This is a genomic window from Caminibacter pacificus, assembly GCF_003752135.1.
Taxonomy (GTDB): Bacteria; Campylobacterota; Campylobacteria; order Campylobacterales; family Nautiliaceae; genus Caminibacter; species Caminibacter pacificus.
In genome coordinates this window covers 13919-37180 of sequence record NZ_RJVK01000005.1, presented here as the reverse complement: position 1 = coordinate 37180, position 23262 = coordinate 13919, and the positions used below count along the sequence as shown (strand labels likewise).

The following is a 23262-nucleotide window of genomic DNA, read 5'->3' as shown; positions in this document are numbered from 1 at the left end:
CATTCTCAGCTCCGTTATACATCGATATTTTCGACTTCTTTTGCATTTGCTTGAATATATTCTCTTCTTGGTCCTACGTCACTTCCCATAAACAATTCGAAATGTTTTGCCGCATTTTCGGCATCTTCAAGCGTTACTTGAATAAGCACTCTGTTTTCCGGGTCCATTGTAGTATCCCATAACTGATCCGGGTTCATCTCCCCAAGACCTTTGTATCTTTGGATATGAGCTCCCTTTCTCGCTTTATTGATAACCTCATCAAGAAGCTCTAAATAATCGCCTTTTACCAAGTCTTTATACTCTTTTAGTTTTTCATACACTTTTTTCGCTTCCAAAAATAGAGGGTGATTTAACAGTTTTTCATCAATAGTAATCTCTTCAAGCCCTCTATTTGTTTGAATGTAATAGTGATTGTCGTGTTTGGAGATAATACTAAATCCGAATTTTTTCAAATGCTCTTCAAGCTCGTCTAAGTTTCCGTTTTCGATTAAAAATCTGATAACTTCAGGAATATTGAATCTTTTTGTCAATTTTTCAAGCAATAATTTATAATAAGCCGCATTTTTTAAAAGCTCCTTTAATTCCGGCTTACCTACTCCTTCTATCTCGATAGAATTAATCCCCTGCTCTATTAAAAATTCATTTAGTTCTTTGTCGTCTTTTAGATATTTTTCGACTTTTCCTTTTTTGTATCTATAAAGCGGAGGCTGGGCTATATACAAATACCCTCTTTCGATAAGCTCTCTTAAGTGATTAAAGAAAAACGTCATAATAAGCGTTTGAATATGGCTTCCGTCAACGTCCGCGTCGGTCATAATAATGATTTTTTTATATCTTACCTTATCCGCGTCAAAATCGGCCCCTATTCCCGTACCAAGAGCCGTGATTATGTTTTTTATCTCTTCGCTGCTAAGAGCTTTTGCATCACTACTTTTTTGAGTATTTAAAATTTTTCCTCTAAGAGGCAAAATAGCTTGGAAGTATCTGTCTCTTCCTTGTTTCGCACTACCTCCCGCACTATCACCCTCAACCAAATAAAGTTCCGCTTCGTCCGCATTTTTGGTTTGACAATCGGCAAGTTTTCCGGGAAGCGTACCTACTCCCACTTTCGCTTGTTTTCTTGTCAAATCTCTTGCTCTTTTTGCGGCAATTCTACTTTTTGCAGCCGCTATAGCTTTTTCCGCAATAGTTTTTGCAGTATTAGGATTTTCTTCGAAATATCTTGTTAGATACTCATACGTTACTTTTTGAACGATAGGTTTTACATAAGAGCTTCCAAGCTTACCTTTTGTTTGCCCTTCGAATTGAGGCTCGCTCATTTTTACGCTGACAATCGCATCAAGTCCCTCTTTTACGTCATCGCCCGTAATTTTGATATTTTCTTTTAGTTTCATATTTTTGTTGATGTAATTGATAATAGCTTTACTAAGCCCGGCTTTAAAACCGCTTTCGTGAGTACCTCCCTCAGGAGTTCTGATGTTATTAACAAAGCTCAATACTTTTTCATCATATCCCGTGTCATAGCAAAGAGCCACTTCCACATCAAGAGATTTTTCTTCGTCGCTATAATGTTCGTTGTAATAAATTACTTCAGTTATGCACTCTTTATTCGTTAAAGTTTTAACGAAATCCTTAATACCGCCTTCAAAGTGGTATTTTTCTTTTACCCCGTCGTTTTCGTTTTCAAAATAGATTGTAATATTCGGATTTAAATAGGCTAATTCTTTTAATCTTTTTCTTAAAATATCGCTTTTGAATTCGGTCGTTTCGAAAATCTCATCATCAGGCCAAAATTGAATAGTAGTACCCGTCGCTCTTGTTTCTCCGATTACTTCAAGGTCCGTTACAGGTTTTCCTCTTTCGAACTCTTGACGATAGATTTTACCGTCTCTTTTGATTGTCATAATAAGCTTTTTAGAAAGTGCGTTTACTACAGAAACCCCTACTCCGTGAAGACCGCCTGATACTTTATAAGTTTTATTATCAAATTTTCCACCTGCGTGAAGTACCGTCAAAACTACCGTCGCGGCAGGAATTTTTTCTTCGGGATGAATGTCTACCGGAATTCCCCTTCCGTTATCTTCGATTACGACGCTTCCGTCTTTTTTTACGGTTACTTTGATTTTATTGGCATATCCCGCCATCGCTTCATCTATCGAGTTATCCACTACTTCGTAAATTAAATGATGAAGCCCTTTAACTCCGGTATCTCCGATATACATACCGGGTCTTTTTCTAACAGCTTCAAGTCCTTTTAGAACCTTAATATTTTCTGCACCGTAATTAGCCATTAATATCCTTTTGAAATTTAAAATTGTCTAATTATATCAAATGTTAAGAGGCATCACGATCGTAATGAAATTTCCGTCTCTCAACACGAAAGGAATATTCGGTTCGTTTAGACACAAATCGAAGTTTTCACTGTTTATTACGTTTAGAAAATCAAAAACGTATCTGCTGTTTACGGCAAATGTGAATTCTTCTATATCGCTTGAGAAGTTCATAGACGTTTTTGCTTGCATCATTTCATCGCTTATACTCTCAAATTCGATTGCGTCTTTTTTAATAGTGATTTTCACTTCGTTTGAAATAATACTTACTTGTTTTAGATGTGATAAAAAGTCGCTTTTATTTACTTTTAGTTCGTGTTTAAAACTTTGAGGTATGATTTTTTTATAAGCAGGGAATTTTCCGTTAATGAGTTTTGTGAAAAATAACGTATTTTCGTCTTTTAAAATCAAATAAACTTCATCAAAAAGTATTTCCATATCTTCTTTATAGATTCTTTTGATTTCACTAATCGCTCTTTTCGGTACTATTATTTGAGCTTCTTTTGATTTTGCTTCGGAATAAAATACCGCAAGTCTTCTTGTGTCCGTAGATACGAAATTCGTATTTTCACTTATATCGAAAAGTGCTCCGTTTAGTTCGTATTTCGGGTTATTCGTATCTATTACGGGGAATATTTTTTTGATAGCGTCCGTAAATTCTTCAGGTTTTATTTCAAGTTTTATCAAATCGTCAGGATTTGGAAATTCAGGGAATTCTTGAGCGTTAAAAGATGAAAGTTTATAAATTGAAGTATCTTGTGTGATAATTATCGAATCACCTTCGTTTTTTATTTCGATTTCTTTGTTTTGAAGGGTTTTAATAATATCCGCAAATCTTTTTCCGTTTATAGTTACCGTTCCCGGATTTAGAATATTCGCATCAGTTTTTATTTCGATACCAATTTCTTTATCCGTAGCTTTTATTGTCAGTTTGTCGTTCGCTTTTAGTAAAATGTGAGAGGTGATTTGTGTGTTGTCTTTTTTTTCCGTAAAAGGCAAAGCTTGGTTGATTATACTTTCTATTACGGGCTTGTCTATTTTGATGTGCATAACTTTCTCCTTATGTTTAAATTCTTATAGTGGTAATAGTAAAAGCACTTGAATAAGTGAATTGTACTAAAAACTCCCGAATTTTGTGAATTTAGCGCGTGAATGTGAATAACTTTTTTATTCACACTATTCACCTTTTTTGATTTGAATTTTATTTTTAAGTTCTTCGATTTTAATTCTGAAGTCGTTATCTTCTTTTAGTTTTTTGTTAAAACTTTTGATTGCGTGGCTAACTGCGCTGTGGTCTTTAAGACCGAAATACTTAGCAATTGCCGGAGTCGATTCTTTTGTAAACTCTCTTGCTAAAAAGATAGCGGTTCTTCTGGCCGCTACAATGTTTTGATTTCTGCTTTTTGAAGTTATTTCGCTTGGTTTTATGTTAAATTCTTTTGCTATAAGCTCGATTATGTCTTCAAGTGTTATGTTTTCTTTTTTGTCTTTTATAAACTCTTTTAGAGCTTGTTTTGCAAAATCAAGCGTAATATCCGTAATTCCCAAGAGTTTTGCCATTGCGTTTAGTTTTAATATCATTCCTTCGATTTCTCTTATATTGTCATCAAGTTTGGTAGCTATAAATTCTATAATTTCGTTAGGGAGGTAGATACCGTTGATTTCGCATTTTTTTCTGATAATTTCTATTTTCGTTTCAAGTTCTGGGGGTTGAATGTCAACTATAAGACCGGCTTCAAATCTACTTCTTAGTCTATCTACCAAATCATGAAGTTTTTTAGGAGGTCTGTCCGAAGTGAGACATATCTGTTTTTTGTTGTTATAAAGCTCGTTAAAAGTGTGGAAAAACTCTTCTTGAGTTCTGTCTTTCCCGGCTAAAAATTGAATGTCGTCAATTAATAAAACATCGCAATTTCGATATTTTTCTTGGAATCTGTCCATTGTTTGGTTTCTTACGTGTTCTTTGAATTCGTTCATAAATTGTTCGCTTGTTATGTATATGACTTTTTTGTGGTTTTTTAGGTAGTTTCCTATAGCTTGCAAGAGGTGGGTTTTTCCAAGTCCGACCCCTCCGTAAATAAATAAAGGGTTATAACTTTTCCCCGGATTTTCGGCAACGCTTTTTGCGGCCGTGTATGCGAATTGGTTCGAAGGTCCGACGATAAAACTCTCAAATGTGTATTCCGGTATCAAAATCGAAGGCGTAGTAGGGGAGGCTATCTCCTCATACGAATAATTTTTCGGTTTTATCTCTTTCGTAACGATTTCTATACTCGGCTCTATTCCCGTTTCTTGTTTATAAAGTTCGGCAATTTTATTTGCGTATTTTCTTTTTATGAAATTGGCTATAAAAATATTAGGGGCTCTTATAACAAGCCTCGCACTATCGCTATTTTCTTCATCGAATTCCAAATTTTTGATAAATTTATTATAATTCACAGGATTTTCACTTTTTAGTGAATTTTTTATTTTGTCAAATAGCAATTAAGCGCTCCTTTGTGAATGAAAAATTTTTCACATAGTGAATATGATGTGAAAAGTTATGTGAATTTAATTTTAACATATCGGAGATAAAATGTCTATTAAGATTTTTCACATAGTGAATAAGGTGTGAATAAAAATTGAAAGAAGTGTGAATGAGAATATTAGGAATTGACCCAGGAACCATAAGATGCGGTTATGCGATAATAGAAACTACACCAAAACTTCAACTAATTGACGCCGGGTTTATAAAAATCACGGAAAAAGAGCTTCAATATCAATTAACTCAACTCATAGAGGGTCTTGATATTATCTTGCAAAACAAAATCGATGAGGTTGCTATCGAAGATATTTTTTATGCTTACAATCCTAAAACCGTTTTGAAATTGGCTCAGTTTAGAGGTGCTTTGTCTCTTAGGATTCTTCAAAAACACGGCAATTTTTCCGAATATACGCCTCTTCAGGTAAAAAAGGCCGTCACGGGAAACGGAAAGGCCAAAAAAGAACAGGTCGCATTTATGGTAAAAAGAATATTGGGAATAAAAGGAGATATCAAACCTCTTGATATTACCGACGCAATAGCGATAGCAATTACTCACGCACAGAGGGTAAAATGTTAGAAATAGCCGATATTATAGGGATTATCGCTTTTTCTATCAGCGGATTTATTATCGGTGTTAGAGAGAGGCTTGATTTGTTAGGGGTTATTTTGAGTGCCTTTTTAACGGCTCTTGGAGGTGGTATTATAAGAGACGTTTTGGCGGATAGGACGATTTTTGCTTTTAGTAATTTTTTGGCCGGTACGCTTGTTTTGATAGTGCTCGTTTTAGGGTTTTATTTTAAACTCCATAAATTCGATGTCGAAAATAAGACTATTTTCGTACTTAGCGATGCGATAGGGCTTAGTTCTTTTTCTATTTCGGGAGCTATTGTCGGTATAAACGCCGGATTTAACATATACGGAGTCGTATTTTTGGCTCTTATTACCGCTGTTGGGGGAGGAATGCTTAGAGATATGCTTATAAATAAAATCCCTTTTATATTAAGAGAAAAATTTTATGCGACTATATCTATTTTAATCGGTGTTTTTTTATATATTTTCGGAACGAATGTGGAGATTTTGATATTAACTTTAATTATGGGAGTGATAATCAGACTCATAGCTTACAAAAAAAATTGGCAATTACCGAAAATTTAATATATAATTAATAAATTGAATAAAAAGGAGATATGATGAAAGTAGGTGATTTGGTAATAGTTGCAAGTCTTGGAGAAATTAAAGCTTATAGAGCTAATCCGAGAACTCCGGAAGCCGAGGCCGGACTTAAACCGAGTGAAGTGAAACTTGATTTTATAAGAGGTATAAACGTAGTGGAAGCTCATAAAAAACTTTCCGATTTGATTACGGATACTACGGGAACCGTTAATAAAGCGGGATTTTTAAATAGAGCCGCAAGCGGAGAAAAACATACCTTAAAAGACGAAATCTATAAAGAAGCCGTAAAATCGGTTGCTGAGGATATCGATTTGTTAATTGAGGAAGAGAATAAAACGAAAGTATTTTTATCGCTGCCTAAAACCATAGTAAACGACGTGCTTCCGTTAATAAAAAATAGAGATAAAATTTTTAGAATCGTTGAAAAAGATTTGTTAAAAACGGATAAAAATAAATTGATAGATGAGTTTAAACCGGAGATTTTGAAGTAGGGGAGCTATTTTTTAGCGTCTTCCCTGACTTCTTTTGCTATCTTATCAAGAATTCCGTTAATAAAGCTTTTAGCTTTGTCTTCAGAGAAGTTTTTGGCTATTTTTACCGCTTCGTCTATTACTATTTGAAAAGGCGTATCGGTATATAAAAGTTCATACGTTCCGACTCTTAGGATTTGTTTATCTACTTTATCGAGTCTGTTAAAATCCCAATCTATTAAATGGTCTTTTATTGTTTTGTCAATCTCTTCAAGATGTTCTATAACGCCTTTTAGTAATTTTCTTGCGAAATCCGCCTTAGGGCCTTTTATTTTTTTGTCTTTTAGAATCTCTTCGAATTGGTCGTATGCGTTGTCGTTTCCTTGGTCTTTTGCATAAAGAGTTTGTACTACAGCTTCTCTTGCGTGTGTTATAGTTGCCATTATTTCCTCCAAAGTTTTATAGTTATTAAAATTATCAAAATCAATGTTTCCGGAATTAAAATCAATGTAGCTCTTTCAAGAGCTAAGGGAGTGAAAAAATATTTGAAAAATCTCAAAAAAGCTCCCGTTAATACTAAAATTCCGGCACTTATTGCTATTGATAAGTCAAGTTTGTTTTTTAAATCGAATTTCATAACTCTTTATATAAATTAATCATTTCGATTAGACCCACCATTGCTTCAAAGCCTTTATTTCCGGCTTTTGTTCCGGCTCTTTCTATTGCTTGTTCTATCGTATCGGTGGTTAAAAGGCCGAACGTTACCGGTGTGTCGTGTTGTAGTGTAGTATTTGCGATACCTTTTGTAGCTTCTGCCGCTACATAATCAAAATGAGGAGTTGCTCCTCTAATTACAGCTCCAAGACATACTATTCCGTCGTAAATATCTCTTTTTAGCGCTCTTTTTAATGCAAAAGGAAGTTCAAAAGCTCCCGGTACCAAAATCAAATCCAAATTATCGTCGTTGCCACCGTTTCTTAAAAACGCGTCTCTTGCGCCTTCTATTAATCTATCCGTAATTAAGTGATTAAATCTACTTGCGATAATCGCTACTTTCTCATTTCCTTCAAGCTTTAAAATACCTTCAATTTTATTCATCTATTCTCCTTGGCATTTATTTATACAATCTATATCTTTTAAGATATTATCAAGCATATCGGGTGTAATCATATTAGGTCCGTCGCTTAAAGCTTCGTCCGGATTATAGTGAGTTTCAAAGAAAAATCCGTCTATCCCAACTGCCGCCGCCGCTTTGCTTAGGTACGGTACGTATTCTCTTTTTCCGCTACTTTTTCCACCTGCTCCTCCCGGCATTTGCACACTATGAGTCGCATCGAAAATCACAGGTGCGAATTCTCTCATAATTACCAGACTTCTCATATCCACAACTAAATTTCCGTATCCGAAAGTAGTACCTCTTTCGGTTAGCCAAACACCGTATTTTTTTGAATTTTCATAACTTACCTCATCGCAACCTCTGGTTTTTAAAACTTTTAAAACCGAATATTTCATATCGGCCGGGTTCATAAATTGGCCTTTTTTGATATTTACTATTTTGTCCGTTTTAGCCGCTTCTACAAGAAGGTCCGTTTGTCTGCATAAAAATGCCGGAATTTGAAGTACGTCTACCACTTCGGCAGCGGGTTTTACCTGCCATGTTTCGTGAACGTCCGTTAAAAGTTTATATCCGTATTTTTCTTTTACTTCGGCTAAAATTTCAAGCCCTTTTTCAAGTCCCGGACCTCTGTAACTATCAAGTGAAGTTCTATTCGCTTTATCGAAACTTGCTTTAAAGTAAAAGTCGTATTTACCGATATATTTTTGAAGATAATCGGCAATTTTAAATATCTGTTCTTTGCTTTCAATTACGCAAGGACCGGCAATCAAAACCATATTAAGCCTTTTTATTAACATTATATCAAAAATAAGGATTTTCCATGAAATTTGAGAAAGATAAAATATCGAGATATATAGTATTAGTACCCTTGGCCGGGGTGTTGATTACGGCATTGTTTTTAACCTTAGCGGTAATATTTGCCATAAACAACTATTTTCAAGAAGAGAATAAAAGAATCACCCAAAAGTTTATGGACGATTTGAAAATAACGACTAAACAAAGAGTTGATATCGCATATAATATTTTAAATAACATCTATCATAATAAAATGAAATATTGCAAGATTCATAATATTTCAAAAAAAGAGTGCGATAAGATGGTAATTCACGAAATGCAGCAAATATTCGATCAATTAAAATGGCCTTATAAAGGGTATGTATTCGTTTTGGATTTTAAAGGGAATACACTTTATCATCCTAATAAAAAATTAATGCAAATCAATCGTTGGAATTTAGAAAGAAACGGCGTCAAAGTTTTTCAATTATTGGTTCATCAAGCCCAAGAACATCCGAACGGAACTTACGTATCGTATAAAGGATACAATCCAGGAGGTAAACCTACTGAGAAAGTCTCGTACGTTAAAGTATTCAAACCTTACGATATTTTGATAGGTAGCGGGGTTTATTTGGATTATTTGGATAAAAGACTTATTAAAAAAAATAAGGAAAGGGAAAAGGTTTTTCAAAATCTTTTGGATATGATTTATGCCGTTATAGTTATAGTTTCTGGTGCTATTGTAGTAATAGTTTTATTGATTTCAAAACAAGTTAGGGATATGTATGAAAAATATGAAAAAGAGTTACAAGAAGAGAAAGAAAAATTCAAAGAGCGCTCCATAAGAGACCCGCTAACAGGTCTTTATAACAGAAGCTATGTTTTAAATACATTTAATGAAATAGCCAGTAGAGTAAAAAGAAACGGTAAAAAAGCGGTTATCGCGTTTATAGATTTGGATCAGTTCAAAGAAATAAATGACTCTTTAGGACATGACTACGGAGATTTATTACTTATCAAAATTGCTCAAAGAATTAAAAAAACGGTTAGAAAAAGTGATATTGTAAGCAGGTTCGGAGGGGATGAGTTCGTTCTTATTTTGGATGAGGTGGAAAAACCGGAAAATATAATTTCTCTAATTCAAAGGCTTCTTAATAATATTAAACAAAAAGTTATTTTAAACGACAAAGAAGTTTCTACAACGGCAAGTATCGGTTTGAGCGTATTTCCTGATGATAGCGAAGATATTAATAAACTAATTACATATGCGGATACCGCAATGTACGAAGCTAAAAAAAGAACCGGTAACAGTTTTGAATTTTATAAAAAAGAGATGGGAGAAAAAGCAAAAGAGAAACTTGAAATTAAAAACTCTTTAAAAGAAGCGATAAAAAAAGACGAATTGGTAGTTTATTTTCAACCTCAAATAGATAAAAACGGCGATCTTTACGGAAGTGAAGCTCTTGTTAGGTGGATACATCCTAAAAAAGGTATGATACCTCCTTATAAATTCATATCCGTTGCAACAGAGCTTGGGTTGATTGATAAAATTGATGAAATCGTACTTCAAAAAGCTATTTGGCAATATAAAAAATGGGAAGCAAGCGGGTATAAACCAGGCATTATCAGTTGTAACTTTACGATGTTCGATATCGAAAGAGGAAACTTGATAGAAAAAATCAAAGAGATAATAAAAGAAGAACAATTCGACCCTGAAAAGTTGATTATGGAAATTACGGAAGATAATATTATGAAAAATCCTGATAAAGCTATCAAATACGTAAAAGAGCTTGCGGATTTGGGAATCGGTATAGCGATTGACGATTTCGGTACCGGTTATTCTTCTCTTGCTTATTTGAATAAATTTCCGGTTAGCGAGCTTAAAATCGATAGAGAATTTATAAAAGATTTGCCTCAAAATCAAGATAATGATAAAATTGTCAAAACCGTTGTAAATTTGGCTAAAAACTTTAATTTAAAAACGGTAGCCGAGGGAGTGGAAACGAAAGAACAAGAAAAATACGTAATATCTTTGGGAATAGATGTTATTCAAGGATATGTCTATTCTCCACCTGTTAATGCGGAAGAATTTGAAGAAAAATTTTTAAAAGGAAATTGATGGTTGTTAGTAAATACAGTGCAAGCGGTAACGATTTTGTAATTTATCACGTTTTTAAAAAAATAGACAGAAGCAATATAGCAAAAAAGCTTTGTGATAGATTCAACGGAGTAGGGGCGGACGGGCTTATCGTTCTTTTACCTCATGAAAAATACGATTTCGAATGGCAGTTTTATAACGCCGACGGAAGCGTTGCCGAAATGTGCGGAAACGGGAGCAGGGCGGCTGCGCACTATGCGTATAAAAATAACCTTGCGGATAAAAAGATGAAATTTTTGACTCTTGCCGGAGTGATTGAAGCCGAGGTTGAGGGTAATATCGTAACATCACAGCTTACTCCTTATAAATTGATAAAAGATACTTTCGAAGAAGCGGGCTTCGAGTGGAAAATATACGATACGGGCGTGCCTCATTTGGTAACTATTACAGATATTGAAAATTTCGATAAAAATCTCGCAAGAAAAATGAGAGAAAAATATAACGCAAACGTAAATTTCGCTCAAATGAAAGACGGAAACTTATATGTCAGGACCTATGAAAGAGGTGTAGAAGACGAAACGTTGGCATGCGGGACGGGAATGTGTGCGAGCTTTTTGGTCGCAAGAGACAAAGGATTGGTTGCTTCAGGAGTGAAATTAAGACCTAAAAGCGGTGAAGAACTTGAAGTAATGTTAAAAAACGATACTCTTTATTTCAAAGGAGCGGTAAAAAATAGTTTTACTGCCGTTTTGGAAGAAGATGAGAGAGATTTTTTGTAACTAAAAGTAACATTTAACAAAAAAGACTAAAAATATCCTATTTTATTTTTTCTTTTCTTGTTATACTAAATAAAAAAAAGGAGGCACTATGCCAACATTAACAAAATTAAAAGGTAACGACGTAGCACTTTACGGAAATCAAGTAAACGTAGGTGATAAAGCTCCTGTTGTAACACTTCCTAACACTGCTCTTGAAGAAGTAACAGTAGGTGGAGCTCAAGGTGTAGCACAACTAATCGTAGCGGTACCGAGTCTTGATACTCCTGTATGTGCGATGGAAACTACAAAATTCAACAACCAAGCTGCTTCTGTTGATGGTGCGACTGTTTATGTCGTATCTATGGACTTACCGTTTGCGGCAAAAAGATTCTGTTCTACTGAAGGAATCGAAAATCTTCAAGTATTAAGCGACTACAGAGAAAAATGTTTCTCAACTCAATACGGAACGCTTATCGCTGAGGGACCTCTTAGAGGATTAAGCGCGAGAGTTATTTTCGTAGTTGATAAAGAAGGTACTGTAACATATAAAGAGATCGTTCCTGAAATTACAGAAGAGCCAAACTACGAAGCGGCGCTTGCGGCACTTAAAGAAGCGGCTTCTAAATAATTAATCTTTTTTTCTCTTCTTTTTTGTATAATACTCATTAAAATTTGTTGTTAAGGATTTAAATGAAAATCAGCATTGATAATTCGATAGGATATGCATTATCCACAACGCTTAATTTATTAAGAAAAGAGTTTAATGCAAGAATTATGCATTTTAATTTAAGCTCGGAGCAATACGGAGTTTTAAAATTAATCGATGAAATGGGTGCTTTAACACCTACTAAAATTTCCGAAATTTTACAAAGAGATAAAGCTACAATCACAAGAATAATAAATTCTCTTGAAAAAAAGGGTTTTATTACTAAAGACAGAATCGACAATCGTTCTTTTGAGATAAGAATGACAAAGTTAGGATATGAGCAATTTAAAAACGCAGATGAAGTGGCAATCGATTTTCATAAAAAAATCAGAGATATAATAACTGATGAAGAGTATCATAAGCTTTTGGAAATATTAAATAAAATAAGAAAAGGTTTTTAATGAAAAAAATATTATTATCGGCACTGCTTGTTTTTTCGCTACATGCGGAAATAGTGGATAGAATCGTTGCTACTGTGGATAATCAACCGATTACAAGTTATGAAATTGCAAAAGTTTCAAAAGAGATGAATTTACAGCCTAACCAAGCTTTGAATTATCTGATAGATCAAAAAATTCTTCAAGAACAGATTAAAAAACAAGGTATAACAGTTGATGATTACGATTTGGAAAATGCAATGGAAAAAATTGCAAAACAAAACGGAATGAGTTTGTTTGAGTTTAAAAACGTTTTAGAACAAAGAGGAGAGTATCAAAAATTTAAAAAAGCGTTAAAAGAAAAACTACTAAAAGACAAACTTTTTGCTCAAATCGTAAATACAAATCTTAAAATAACACCTCAAGATATAAAAAACTATTACCAAACGCATAAAGATGAGTTCAAAACGTTCAAAACGGTTCAGGTTACTAAATATGTAGCGAATAATCCCGAGATTCTTAAAAAATTGCAACAAAATACATTATTAAACCTTCCGAATGTAAGTATGAAAGCAGAAGTTTATTCGCCTGAAGATTTACCGAAAAATTTATTGTTTTTATTTCAACAAACGAAAGTAGGGCAATTCACGCCAATTATTAATCAAGGTACTCATTTTATCACATATTATATAAGCAGAAAAGACGGAGAAGAGTATCTTCCGCTAAGTAGCGTTCAAAATATAATAGCTCAAAAAATAGCACAACAAAGAAGAGAGCAAATTTTAAAAGAGTATTTTTCAAAACTTAAAAATAGAGCTGATATTAAAATTTTCAATAATTAAATTTTACAGCTTTTGCTTTTAATTTCTCCCTCTATTTTTTTAAAGCCGTCTTTTTTGACCCATATTTCGAACTCTATGTTTTCTTTTAATAAAATTTCTTTAATTTTGTCTTTTTCTTTTGTCAAAATTGCCACTCCGCAATCTTCGAAAATTTCATCGGGTACGGGGATTGATTTTATATTTTCGTTTTTTAACAACTTTTCTACTTTAAGACCTGTTGGGATATCTTTGAAATGAAAATAGTAATATTCATCCAAATTATCAGTAATTTTATATACTATCTCTTTTAAATGCAGTCTGATTCCTGCAGGTAAATATTTTAATTCCGCCATTTTTATTCCTTAAATTCAGGTGGAGTACAACTTTTTAGCTCTTTTTCTCTTAATTGTCCGCAAGCGGCACTTATATCTATTCCTTTGCTTTCTCTAATAGTACAAGTTATTCCTCTATCAAGCAAATATCTTTGAAATTTTTTCATTGTCTCTTCATCAGGTCTTTTATACGGACTGCCCGGATAAGGATTGAAATAAATTAAATTTACTTTACTTGGAATTCCGTTTAATAGTTTTACGAGTTTTTTTGCACTTGCTATATCGTCGTTTACATCTTTGATTACGAGATATTCGAACATCACTTTTTTTCTTTTATCTATCGGAAATTCTCTTACCGCATCAATAACGCTTTGAATATTATACGCTTTATTTAAAGGGATAAGTTCTTCTCTTAATTTATCATCAACGGCATGTAGAGATATTGCAAGGTTTACTCCTAAGTTTTCTTCTCCGAGTCTTTTTATCTTCGGTGCTATTCCGGAAGTTGATATCGTTTGTCTTTTAGGCGAGATGTTTAATCCGTCAGGGTGAGCTATTATTTTAATCGCTTTTACCATATTATCGTAATTATCAAGCGGTTCTCCCATTCCCATATATACGACGTTTAAAGCTTTGTTTTCATCAAAGTTTTTAAATTTTTTCATAAACCAAACTTGAGCTACTATTTCGCCGGCACTTAAGTTTCTTACAAAACCTCCTTTTGCGGTCAGACAAAAAGCACATCCTACCTTACATCCAACTTGTGTAGAGACACATACCGTCCATTTCGCTTCTTTTTTCTTTCCGTTTTCTATTCTTTCGTCTTTCATTTTGATAAGTACGGTTTCGACCGTATGATTGTCATGTAGTTTGAATAAAAATTTTTCCGTTCCGTCACTTGCCACTTCGTGATTTACAAGTTCAAGAGGATTAATATAAAACTCTTCTTTTAATTTTGCTCTTAAATCTTTTGGTAGATTACTCATTTTTTCAAAATCATCCACATATTTTCTATATACCCAATTATATAGCTGTTTAACTCTAAATTTTGGTTCGATTCCCATTTCAAGAAGTTCTTCCGGTAAATAGTCCATAAAACATTTTTTCATTTAACTTCCTTTATAATTTGTTTTTCAAGTAAATATTCTATTAACTTCTCTTTTGCTTTTTTTATATTTGAAACATATTCTTTATGAGCTTCTTTATGACAATAATTTGTGACTACAAAAATGCCTAATGCCGGGATATTATACTCTTTTGCAACTTTTAATACTGAAAAAAATTCCATATTTTCAGCTTGAATGTTTAATTTAAGATATGCTTTTGAGATTAACTCGTTAGTTGTAATGTAGTTTGAAGAATTTACAATTGTTTCACGTGAAACGTCACTTAACGATATGATATTATCAATAGGAGTATAACAATCATTTTTGAAAAAGCAATGTTCGATATTACTTGCGGCTTTGCTTTCGAAAATGTCAAACGGTCTTAGGTTTCCATAACTTCCGGCACTACCGATAAAAATTAAAAAATCAGGTTTATCAAATTCACAAAGTTTTGTTAGGTTTATTGCGCTATCTATCAATCCAATTCCAATAGGCAATGCAAAAGGAAATATTTCTTCGTTTCCACTACTTATGATTTTAATATGTTTCACGTGAAACCTTTATTTGCAATCTAAAACAATTTTATATTTTTCAACAATTGTTTGTGGTTTTGTAATGATTTTTGTTTCATCAGGCGTTAAAAAAATAACTTCTTTTATTTTGCAATTTTTGTATGTTTTTTTTATTTTGTTAATGATTTTGTATTGAATTTTATCGTTATCGACAACAGCAATTTTAATATTTTTAAACTTCGCATCCTCTGGAGCATAAAACTCATTATCAAGCCACATATTGATTTGATCAATATCACCGACTAAAATATATCCGTTTTGAACTCTGAAATATTTAAAAGGAAAAGTTAACGTATCATCGTGTGTTTGGATTAAGATAGCTTCTTTTTTAGGGACTACATATTGTTTATATACTTTTGTAAAAACAACATCAAAAGCGAAAAGTTTAATCGCAAGAAGTAAAAATAAAAGTTTTTTCAATTTTTTCTCCTAAATTCTTACGGAAATTCCGTTATTTTTAAGGTAATTTTTTAAATCGATAATATCAATTTCTTTAAAGTGAAAAATACTTGCCGCAAGTGCAGCATCGGCAGAGTGTTCGAAAACTTCTTTAAAATGTTCCATTTTTCCTGCTCCACCGCTTGCTATTACGGGCACGTTTACGAGTTTGCTTATTTTTTCGGTTATTTCGATATCAAATCCGGCTTTTGTGCCGTCTGCGTCCATTGAAGTTAGGAGTATCTCACCAGCTCCTCTATCTACGACTTCCTTAGCCCATTTTATAGCATCAAGTCCGGTATCTTCACGACCACCTTTTATAAAAACGTTCCATTTATTGGGAGCGACTTTTTTAACGTCAATCGCTACTACTATACATTGAGAACCGAATCTTTTACTTGCTTCATTTATAAATTCCGGTCTTTTGACGGCGGCTGAATTTATAGAGACTTTATCACATCCGACGTTTAATAAATCGTAAATATCATTTAATTCGCTAATACCTCCTCCTACGGTTAGAGGAATAAATACTTCTTTTGAAACTTCTTTTACGATATCGACAATAGGTTTTCTTCCTTCATGACTTGCGGTAATATCAAGAAAGGTGAGCTCGTCCGCACCTTCTTCGTTATATCTGATAGCTGCTTCTACAGGGTCTCCCGCATCACGCAGTCCTACAAAATTTACTCCCTTAACAACCCTGCCGTCTTTTACATCAAGACAAGGAATGATACGTTTGGCAAAATACTCCATAAATAGCCTTTTTTGTTATAATTTTATCAAACTATTTACATTTTTAAAAAGGATATGCTATAATCAAGGCAAAGAAAAAATTCGGACAAAATTTTCTTAAAGATAAGCACTATTTAGAAAAAATCTCCGAAGCGATGCCCAATACCGATAATTTAGTTGTTGAAATTGGGCCTGGCTTAGGCGATTTAACAGAAAAGTTGCTGGAAAAAAGAAGAGTTCTGGCATACGAAATAGATAAAGATTTATGTGAAATTTTAAAAGAGAAATTTCCTAACCTAAATCTTAAATGCGGTGATGTATTAGAGTATTGGCAAAAAGGTAGTTTAGCAGAGGAAGATTATGATTTGATTGCGAATCTTCCTTATTACGTCGCTACCAATATAATTTTAAGGGCCTTAAGAGACCCTAAATGTAAAAACATTTTGGTTTTAATTCAAAAAGAAGTTGCGGATAAATTTTCAGCCAAACTTGGTGAGAAAAATTATAGCTCATTAGCTATTTTGGCAAGTCAAGTTGCTGATGTTAAAAAACTATTTGATATACCGCCGGGTGCTTTTGTCCCGGCTCCGAAAGTAACAAGTAGTGTCATAGAGTTTAGAAAATTTAAAGATTCTTATGACGAGGAGTTTGCAAAGTTTTTAAAAATAGCTTTTGCAAATCCGAGAAAAACTCTCAAAAAAAATTTATCCGCAGTATATAAAAACTTCGATCCGAAAGAATTCGGGCTTGCCGATACTATAAGACCTCACCAAGTTGACGGCTCTACTTTTTTCCGGCTCTTTTCTGCGCTAAAAGAAAGGAGTGAGTATGGAAAAAGAAAAAAAAGAGATAACTCTTGATGAAGCAATAAAAAATACAATAGAAGAAAATCTTAAAAACGATACCGAAAAAAATCAAAATAACAATCAAAACCAAAATCAAGAAAAATCTGAGAAAAAAGAGTATAAAAAAAATAATTATCAAAAAAACAACCAAAAAAGAACGACTTATAAATCTCTCCAACCTCAAAAAAACGTAAATGAAAAAAATTTCGTTTGGTTTAAAGACTTAAATAAAGCTTTTGACGAAAACGAAAAAATTCATCAAGCAAGACTAAGTTGTTTTAATAAAATCGATAGCAATAAAAAAGGGTGGGTTAGATTTACTCCTCTTGGCGGACTTGACGAAATCGGTGGAAACTGTGCCGTTTTAGAAACGGAAGATAGCGCTATTATTATCGATTGCGGTATGAGTTTTCCAAGCGAAGATATGCATGGTGTGGATATTTTGATTCCTGATTTTAGTTATCTTAGAGAGATAAGACATAAAATTAAAGGTTTAATTATCACACACGGACACGAAGACCATATCGGAGCGGTGCCTTATTTATTTAAAGAGATGCAATTTCCTATTTACGGGACAAGTTTACCTCTTGCAATGATAGAAAATAAGTTCAAAGAACACAAAATGCTTCAATACAAAAGCTATTTTAGAAGCGTAAAAAAACGTCATCCGATTCAAATCGGGGATTTTAAAGTAGAGTGGATTCATATGACTCACTCTATCGTTGATAGCTCTTCTCTTGCTATTCAAACACCTATCGGTACGATTATTCATACCGGAGACTTCAAAATCGACCATACACCGATTGACGGATATCCACCTGATTTACACAGACTCGCACATTACGGAGAAAAAGGTGTATTGGCACTGTTTAGCGACTCTACAAATTCATATAAACCGGGAGTTACTCCGAGTGAAAGCGTAGTGGGTAAGACGTTTGAAGATTTGTTTATGAAGACAAAAGGCAGAGTTATTATGTCTACCTTCTCGTCAAACATTCACAGGGTATATCAGGCTATAGAAAAAGGTATTAAGTTCGGAAGAAAAGTGTGTATTATCGGTAGAAGTATGGAACAAAACCTAAATGTTGCTATGGATTTGGGATATATCAAATTGCCAAGAGATATTTTTATAGACCCGTATGAAATAGGAAAATATCAAGATGAAGAGATTTTGATTATTACTACTGGAAGCCAGGGTGAGAGTATGAGTGCTCTTTATAGAATGGCGATTGATGAGCATAGACACGTAAAAATTAAAGAGGGCGATCAAATCATTATTTCGGCAAAAGCGATTCCTGGTAATGAGCCTACCGTTTCTCAGCTTATTAACTTTTTGATGAAAAAAGGCGCAAAAGTAGCTTATCACGAATTTAGTGAGATTCACGTCTCGGGGCACGCAAGCCAAGAAGAGCAAAAATTAATGCTAAGACTTGTAAAACCTAAATATTTCTTCCCGGTACACGGAGAATACAATCACTTGATGAAACATAGAGAAACAGCTATTTCTACCGGAATGGACGAGAAAAATATTTTTGTTATGGAAGACGGAGAGCAGTGGGAAATTACACCTAAAAAAGTAAGAAAAGTTAAAAACGTAAAAGTAGGAAAAATCTATATTGACAATCAAATCAACGAGCAAATTGAAACCGATGTCGTAATTGACAGACAAAAACTTGCCAATGAAGGTATCATAATGATAGTTGCGCAAGTTGACAAACAAAACAAAAAACTAATAGGACGCCCGAGAGTTACGACATTCGGTATTATCGCCGACAAAGAAGATAAAGCTTTCGCAAAAGAGATGGAAGATTTATTAATCAACTACATCGACCATGCAAAAGATTATGTTTATGAAAAAAATAGAATATTCGAAAACGAGCTTAGAAACGTTATAAGAAAACACGTATTTAGAAAAACAAAAAAATATCCTACAATCGTACCAATGGTTTACTTTATGTAAACCTCTTTTTTTATTTCTTCAAAACACACTTTCCCTTATTATCTTTACAGCAATAAAGAAACTTGATATAATAACACTAAAAGTTTAAGGAGGGGAATATGGAAAAAAAAGAAAATAAAATCGAATATCCTAGAATGTGGGGATTTAGAATTATCGGTGAAGATAAAGAAAAAATGAGAGCGGCGGTTAAAGAGTGTATTGATAATCAGGAGTGTAAAATAGAAGATAATAACCAAAAAGGGAAATATTATTCTCAAAAATTCGAAGCATACGTAACAAGCGAAGAAGAGAGAAACGAGTTTTTCAAAAGACTTCAAAATCATAAGGATATTAAATTCGTTCTATAAAATATTACGATAAAAATGCCGAAATTCTCGCTAAAAGGTACGATAGTGCCGATATGCGGGAATTTTATGAATTTATTATTCCTTATTTAAAAGGAAAAACCTTACTTGATATAGGGTGCGGGAGTTGTAGGGACGTTGCTTTTTTTACAAGTTTGGGGTTTGATGTAGAATGTGTCGAGCCTTCAATCGAATTTAGAAAAATTTGCTCCAAAAAAGATTCTTCAATCAAAATCTACAATCAAAAGCTTCCTCATATAAAACTTTCAAAAAAATATGATGTTGTTACTTTAATAGGCGTTTGGATGCATTTAAGAAAATTTTATTATGTAAAAGCTATCGAAAACTTAAAGAGTTTATTAAAAAGAAAAGGCGTTTTGATTTTGAGTTTTTCTACTAAAAAAAGAGACGGCTTTGATAGCATAAATACGAAAAACTTAAAATTTCTCTTTTTAAAAAACGGGTTTAGATTGTTAAAAGAGAATATTTCAAACGATTCGCTTGATAGAAAAATCGATTGGGTCACTCAGGTTTATATTTTAGATAAAATTACATAAAAAAGGTTTGCTATGATTTTGAATACTCCTATTGATATGCACTTGCATCTTAGAGAAGGAAAAATGTTAAAAGACGTTATTCCTTACAGCGCAAAGCAATTCGCAGCTGCGGTTATTATGCCAAACCTCGTACCTCCTGTGGATAATAGACAAAGACTTGAATCTTATAAAGAAGAAATTTTGGCAAATAGTGAGAATTTTACGCCTTTAATGAATGTTTTTATGAGAGAATATACTGAAGATGAGCTTTTGGATTTGGCTGAAGATATTTTTGCAATTAAACTTTATCCGGCGGGAATTACTACAAATAGTGAAGGCGGGGTAAAGTCTATAGAAAACGTATATCCCGTTCTTGAGATTATGCAAGAGCTTAATATTCCGCTTTCCGTACACGGAGAAACAAACGGATTTGTTCTTGATAGAGAAAGAGAATTTGCCGTTGTTTATGAAAAACTCGCACGTGATTTTCCTAAGCTGAAAATAATTATGGAGCATGTAGGAAGTGCCGAACTTCTTGATTTGTTGGATAGATACGATAATCTTTATGCGACGGTTACTCTTCATCATCTATTATTGACTCTTGACGATTTAATCGGAGGCGCTTTAAACCCTCATAATTTTTGCAAACCCGTAATTAAAACTCCAAAAGATAGAGACGCTATCCAAAAATTCGTAAAATCGGGACATAAAAAAGTGATGTTCGGAAGCGACAGTGCCCCTCATCCTATAAAAAACAAATTAAAAGGAGCGGCGGGGTTGTTTAGTGCTCCTGTTATTTTACCTGCTCTTGCGGAGTTTTTTGACGGAGATATCGAAACTTTCCAAAAATTTATCAGCGATAACGCAAGAGAAAACTTCAATCTAAACGTTCCTGAAAAAAAAGTTGAAATTATAGAAGAAGAGTGGACTGCTCCTTATATCGTAGGAGAAGTTAAACCTATGTTTGCTGGAAGAGTGTTTAGATATAAAGTTTTGTAAAATTTTTGTAAATTTTTTCCTCTTCTTTTCTTCGTTTTTGTGGTGGTTTTGGCTTCATTTAAGATAAAAAGAGTCCCTAAATCTCGGTATTTTTTAAGGTTTTAATAAGTTTATGGGAGTATAATTTTCTGAATTTGAGTTCAGGAGAGACAATGAAAAAAGTAATCAAAAGGGACGGAAGTTACCAAAACTACTATCCTTATAAAATCGAAGACGCAATAAAAAAAGCTTTTGAAGCGACCGGTGTTAGTTATGATTTTAATGTTTTTGAAGAGGTGATAAAACAGCTTCAAAAAATTGAAACACCGGAAGTTGAATTTATTCAAGATTTGATAGAGAAGTCTTTATACAAGCACGGCTATTTTGACGTAATGAAAAATTTTATGCTCTATAGACATCTTCATAAATTGCAACGCGAAAATTTGCTTGATAAAGAAGCTACTTATATCAATTGTAATACTACTATCGAAGAGTATATAAATAAAGCCGATTGGAGAATTAATGCAAACTCCAATACCGGATATTCACACGCTGGACTTATTAATAATACGGCCGGTAAAGTTATAGCGAACTTTTGGCTTGATAAAATCTACTCTCCTGAAGAAGGAAAAGCTCATAGAGAAGGGGATTATCATATTCATGACTTGGATTGTTTGGCTCCTTATTGTGCGGGGTGGAGTTTGAGAAATCTCTTAAACGAAGGATTTAACGGAGTTAGAGGTAGGGTTGAGGCAAAAGCTCCGAGCCACTTTAGAAGCGCTCTTGGACAGATGGCGAATTTCTTGGGGATACTTCAGAGCGAATGGGCGGGAGCTCAGGCTTTTAGTAGTTTTGATACGTATTTGGCTCCTTATGTTTTTAAAGACAAACTATTATTTAAAGAAATAAAAGAAGCAATTGAGAGTTTTGTGTATAACCTGAACGTACCGGCTCGCTGGGGGCAGAGTCCTTTTACGAATATTACCCTTGATTTTAAAGTACCGGATGATTTGAAAGACCAAATTCCAACTCGCAATAACAGACATCTTTTTGAGGGTATTGAAGATGAAGAGCTTTTGGCAAAACTTAAAAAAAGAAACCCTAAAATCAAAAAACTAACAGATGCGACCTATAAAGATTTCGAACCTGAAATGCAAGAGATTATAAAAGCGTATTATCAGGTGATGACGGAAGGTGACGCAATAGGCCAGCCTTTTACGTTTCCGATACCGACGGTAAATATTACCGAAGATTTTGATTGGGATAGTGAAGCGGCTAAGGCTTTATGGGAAAATACGGCAAAAATAGGGAGTAGTTATTTTCAAAATTTCATTGGAAGTCAGTACATTATCGATGAAAACGGCAACAAAGTAAGAAATCCTAACGCTTATGAACCCGGAGCCGTTAGAAGTATGTGCTGTAGGCTTCAACTTGATTTAAGAGAACTTCTAAAAAGAGGCGGTGGGCTTTTCGGAAGTGCCGAGATGACGGGAAGTATAGGAGTTGTGACTATTAATATGGCTCGTCTTGGGTATTTGTTTAAGGGTGATAAAGAAGCTTTGCTTGAAAGGCTTGCGGAGCTTATGGATTTGGCAAAATCGACACTTGAGAAAAAACGCAAATTCGTTCAAGAAATGTATGATAGAGGTCTTTATCCGTATACGAGAAGATATTTGCCGGGATTTAATAATCACTTTTCAACCATAGGCGTAAACGGAATGAATGAAATGATTAGAAATTTCACAGGTGATAGGGAAAATATTGCCACTGAAAAAGGGATAGAGTTTGCTAAAGAGGTGCTTGAATTTATGAGAGAAAGACTCAAAATTTATCAAGAAGAAACGGGTAATCTTTATAATCTTGAAGCGACTCCTGCCGAGGGTACGACATATAGATTCGCAAAAGAGGACAAAAAGAGATTTCCTGATATCATTCAAGCCGGATTTGAAGACACTCCATATTATACGAACTCATCTCAGCTGCCGGTGGATTATACGGATGACCCTTTTGAAGCGCTTGAGCTTCAAGATGAATTACAAACGATGTATACCGGAGGTACGGTACTTCATTTATATATGAGCGAAAAATTAAGCTCACCTGAGGCTGCCAAAAACTTGGTAAAAAAAGCGATTACTAATTTTAGACTGCCGTATATTTCGATAACACCGGTATTTTCCGTGTGTCCGAAACACGGATATATCGCAGGAGAGCACGAATATTGTCCGTATTGCGACGAAGAACTTTTAGAAGAACTTGAAAATAAGGAGTAAA

At 33.8% G+C, this 23262-nt stretch carries 26 protein-coding genes; 14 read left to right on the top strand and 12 right to left on the bottom strand.

Annotated elements, in window-relative coordinates:
- Window positions 1-14: 14 nt before the first annotated feature.
- From gyrB to dnaA, 3 genes are all read right to left on the bottom strand, one after another.
- Window positions 15-2291 carry a DNA topoisomerase (ATP-hydrolyzing) subunit B gene (gene gyrB, locus EDC58_RS08720; RefSeq protein WP_123353134.1) on the bottom strand — a complete coding sequence of 759 codons (2277 nt, stop codon included), beginning with the start codon at window positions 2289-2291 and terminating at the stop codon, window positions 15-17.
- A 36-nt stretch (window positions 2292-2327) separates the two neighbouring features.
- Window positions 2328-3380 (bottom strand): DNA polymerase III subunit beta, encoded by a 1053-nt coding sequence (dnaN, locus tag EDC58_RS08715; protein ID WP_123353133.1) that lies wholly within the window; start codon window positions 3378-3380, stop codon window positions 2328-2330.
- A gap of 126 nt (window positions 3381-3506) precedes the next feature.
- The gene (gene dnaA, locus EDC58_RS08710; RefSeq protein ID WP_123353132.1) at window positions 3507-4814 is read right to left on the bottom strand and encodes a chromosomal replication initiator protein DnaA; all 1308 of its coding nucleotides are present in this window, start codon (window positions 4812-4814) and stop codon (window positions 3507-3509) included.
- A gap of 152 nt (window positions 4815-4966) precedes the next feature.
- On the opposite strand from dnaA, the gene ruvC reads away from it, so the two are divergent.
- From ruvC to EDC58_RS08695, 3 genes are read left to right on the top strand one after another with little or no spacing between them, the layout of a single operon-like run.
- Window positions 4967-5431: a crossover junction endodeoxyribonuclease RuvC gene (ruvC, locus tag EDC58_RS08705; protein ID WP_123353131.1), complete on the top strand. Its 465-nt coding sequence runs from the start codon at window positions 4967-4969 to the stop codon at window positions 5429-5431.
- Window positions 5425-6009, top strand: coding sequence for a trimeric intracellular cation channel family protein (locus EDC58_RS08700; protein ID WP_123353130.1), 585 nt, complete (start codon window positions 5425-5427; stop codon window positions 6007-6009). Before ruvC ends, EDC58_RS08700 begins: the two co-directional genes overlap by 7 nt.
- Before the next feature lie 35 nt (window positions 6010-6044).
- A complete protein-coding gene (locus EDC58_RS08695; RefSeq protein WP_123353129.1) occupies window positions 6045-6518 on the top strand; it encodes a host attachment protein in 474 nt (157 codons plus the stop codon).
- Between the two features lie 5 nt (window positions 6519-6523).
- Here EDC58_RS08695 and nusB read toward each other — a convergent pair whose 3' ends face one another.
- Genes nusB through kdsA form a run of 4 tightly spaced genes read right to left on the bottom strand, consistent with a single transcriptional unit; the run spans window position 6524 to window position 8411 of the window.
- Window positions 6524-6940 (bottom strand): transcription antitermination factor NusB, encoded by a 417-nt coding sequence (nusB, locus tag EDC58_RS08690; protein WP_123353128.1) that lies wholly within the window; start codon window positions 6938-6940, stop codon window positions 6524-6526.
- Complete coding sequence (locus EDC58_RS08685) at window positions 6940-7134, bottom strand: hypothetical protein (RefSeq protein WP_123353127.1); 195 nt, start codon at window positions 7132-7134, stop codon at window positions 6940-6942. The genes nusB and EDC58_RS08685 overlap by 1 nt, the downstream gene beginning before the upstream one ends.
- Window positions 7131-7595: a 6,7-dimethyl-8-ribityllumazine synthase gene (gene ribH / locus EDC58_RS08680; RefSeq protein ID WP_123353126.1), complete on the bottom strand. Its 465-nt coding sequence runs from the start codon at window positions 7593-7595 to the stop codon at window positions 7131-7133. Before ribH ends, EDC58_RS08685 begins: the two co-directional genes overlap by 4 nt.
- On the bottom strand, window positions 7596-8411 hold the full coding sequence (gene kdsA, locus EDC58_RS08675; protein WP_123353125.1) for a 3-deoxy-8-phosphooctulonate synthase: 816 nt from the start codon (window positions 8409-8411) through the stop codon (window positions 7596-7598).
- A gap of 23 nt (window positions 8412-8434) precedes the next feature.
- On the opposite strand from kdsA, the gene EDC58_RS08670 reads away from it, so the two are divergent.
- The 5 genes from EDC58_RS08670 (at window position 8435) to EDC58_RS08650 (ending at window position 13169) form a co-directional block, all read left to right on the top strand.
- Window positions 8435-10507: a sensor domain-containing phosphodiesterase gene (locus tag EDC58_RS08670; RefSeq protein ID WP_123353124.1), complete on the top strand. Its 2073-nt coding sequence runs from the start codon at window positions 8435-8437 to the stop codon at window positions 10505-10507.
- Window positions 10507-11265 carry a diaminopimelate epimerase gene (gene dapF / locus EDC58_RS08665; protein ID WP_123353123.1) on the top strand — a complete coding sequence of 253 codons (759 nt, stop codon included), beginning with the start codon at window positions 10507-10509 and terminating at the stop codon, window positions 11263-11265. Before EDC58_RS08670 ends, dapF begins: the two co-directional genes overlap by 1 nt.
- 88 nt (window positions 11266-11353) lie before the next feature.
- A complete protein-coding gene (tpx, locus tag EDC58_RS08660; protein ID WP_123353122.1) occupies window positions 11354-11872 on the top strand; it encodes a thiol peroxidase in 519 nt (172 codons plus the stop codon).
- 62 nt (window positions 11873-11934) lie between these two features.
- Window positions 11935-12351 carry a MarR family winged helix-turn-helix transcriptional regulator gene (locus EDC58_RS08655; RefSeq protein WP_123353121.1) on the top strand — a complete coding sequence of 139 codons (417 nt, stop codon included), beginning with the start codon at window positions 11935-11937 and terminating at the stop codon, window positions 12349-12351.
- Entirely contained in the window at window positions 12351-13169 is an 819-nt protein-coding gene (locus EDC58_RS08650) for a peptidyl-prolyl cis-trans isomerase (protein ID WP_123353120.1), read from the top strand. Before EDC58_RS08655 ends, EDC58_RS08650 begins: the two co-directional genes overlap by 1 nt.
- Here the strand turns inward: EDC58_RS08650 and EDC58_RS08645 are convergent.
- The 5 genes from EDC58_RS08645 to hisF are packed head-to-tail and all read right to left on the bottom strand — an operon-like array spanning window position 13166 to window position 16349.
- Window positions 13166-13501, bottom strand: coding sequence for a putative Se/S carrier protein (locus EDC58_RS08645; protein ID WP_123353119.1), 336 nt, complete (start codon window positions 13499-13501; stop codon window positions 13166-13168). The genes EDC58_RS08650 and EDC58_RS08645 overlap by 4 nt on opposite strands.
- 2 nt (window positions 13502-13503) lie before the next feature.
- Complete coding sequence (gene rlmN / locus EDC58_RS08640) at window positions 13504-14589, bottom strand: dual-specificity RNA methyltransferase RlmN (RefSeq protein ID WP_123353118.1); 1086 nt, start codon at window positions 14587-14589, stop codon at window positions 13504-13506.
- Complete coding sequence (locus tag EDC58_RS08635; RefSeq protein ID WP_123353117.1) at window positions 14586-15137, bottom strand: phosphorylase family protein; 552 nt, start codon at window positions 15135-15137, stop codon at window positions 14586-14588. The genes rlmN and EDC58_RS08635 overlap by 4 nt, the downstream gene beginning before the upstream one ends.
- Before the next feature lie 9 nt (window positions 15138-15146).
- On the bottom strand, window positions 15147-15578 hold the full coding sequence (locus EDC58_RS08630; protein WP_123353116.1) for a hypothetical protein: 432 nt from the start codon (window positions 15576-15578) through the stop codon (window positions 15147-15149).
- Between the two features lie 9 nt (window positions 15579-15587).
- Window positions 15588-16349 carry an imidazole glycerol phosphate synthase subunit HisF gene (hisF, locus tag EDC58_RS08625; protein WP_123353115.1) on the bottom strand — a complete coding sequence of 254 codons (762 nt, stop codon included), beginning with the start codon at window positions 16347-16349 and terminating at the stop codon, window positions 15588-15590.
- 59 nt (window positions 16350-16408) lie between these two features.
- On the opposite strand from hisF, the gene rsmA reads away from it, so the two are divergent.
- From rsmA to EDC58_RS08595, 6 genes are all read left to right on the top strand, one after another.
- A complete protein-coding gene (gene rsmA / locus EDC58_RS08620) occupies window positions 16409-17188 on the top strand; it encodes a 16S rRNA (adenine(1518)-N(6)/adenine(1519)-N(6))-dimethyltransferase RsmA (protein WP_123353114.1) in 780 nt (259 codons plus the stop codon).
- Window positions 17157-19133 (top strand): ribonuclease J, encoded by a 1977-nt coding sequence (locus EDC58_RS08615; protein WP_123353113.1) that lies wholly within the window; start codon window positions 17157-17159, stop codon window positions 19131-19133. The genes rsmA and EDC58_RS08615 overlap by 32 nt, the downstream gene beginning before the upstream one ends.
- Before the next feature lie 98 nt (window positions 19134-19231).
- Window positions 19232-19480 (top strand): HP0495 family protein, encoded by a 249-nt coding sequence (locus tag EDC58_RS08610; protein WP_123353112.1) that lies wholly within the window; start codon window positions 19232-19234, stop codon window positions 19478-19480.
- Window positions 19468-20034: a class I SAM-dependent methyltransferase gene (locus tag EDC58_RS08605; protein WP_338025536.1), complete on the top strand. Its 567-nt coding sequence runs from the start codon at window positions 19468-19470 to the stop codon at window positions 20032-20034. The genes EDC58_RS08610 and EDC58_RS08605 overlap by 13 nt, the downstream gene beginning before the upstream one ends.
- Before the next feature lie 12 nt (window positions 20035-20046).
- A complete protein-coding gene (pyrC, locus tag EDC58_RS08600) occupies window positions 20047-21012 on the top strand; it encodes a dihydroorotase (RefSeq protein ID WP_123353110.1) in 966 nt (321 codons plus the stop codon).
- Between the two features lie 152 nt (window positions 21013-21164).
- Window positions 21165-23261, top strand: coding sequence for a ribonucleoside triphosphate reductase (locus EDC58_RS08595; RefSeq protein WP_123353109.1), 2097 nt, complete (start codon window positions 21165-21167; stop codon window positions 23259-23261).
- The last annotated feature ends 1 nt before the right edge of the window (window position 23262 follow it).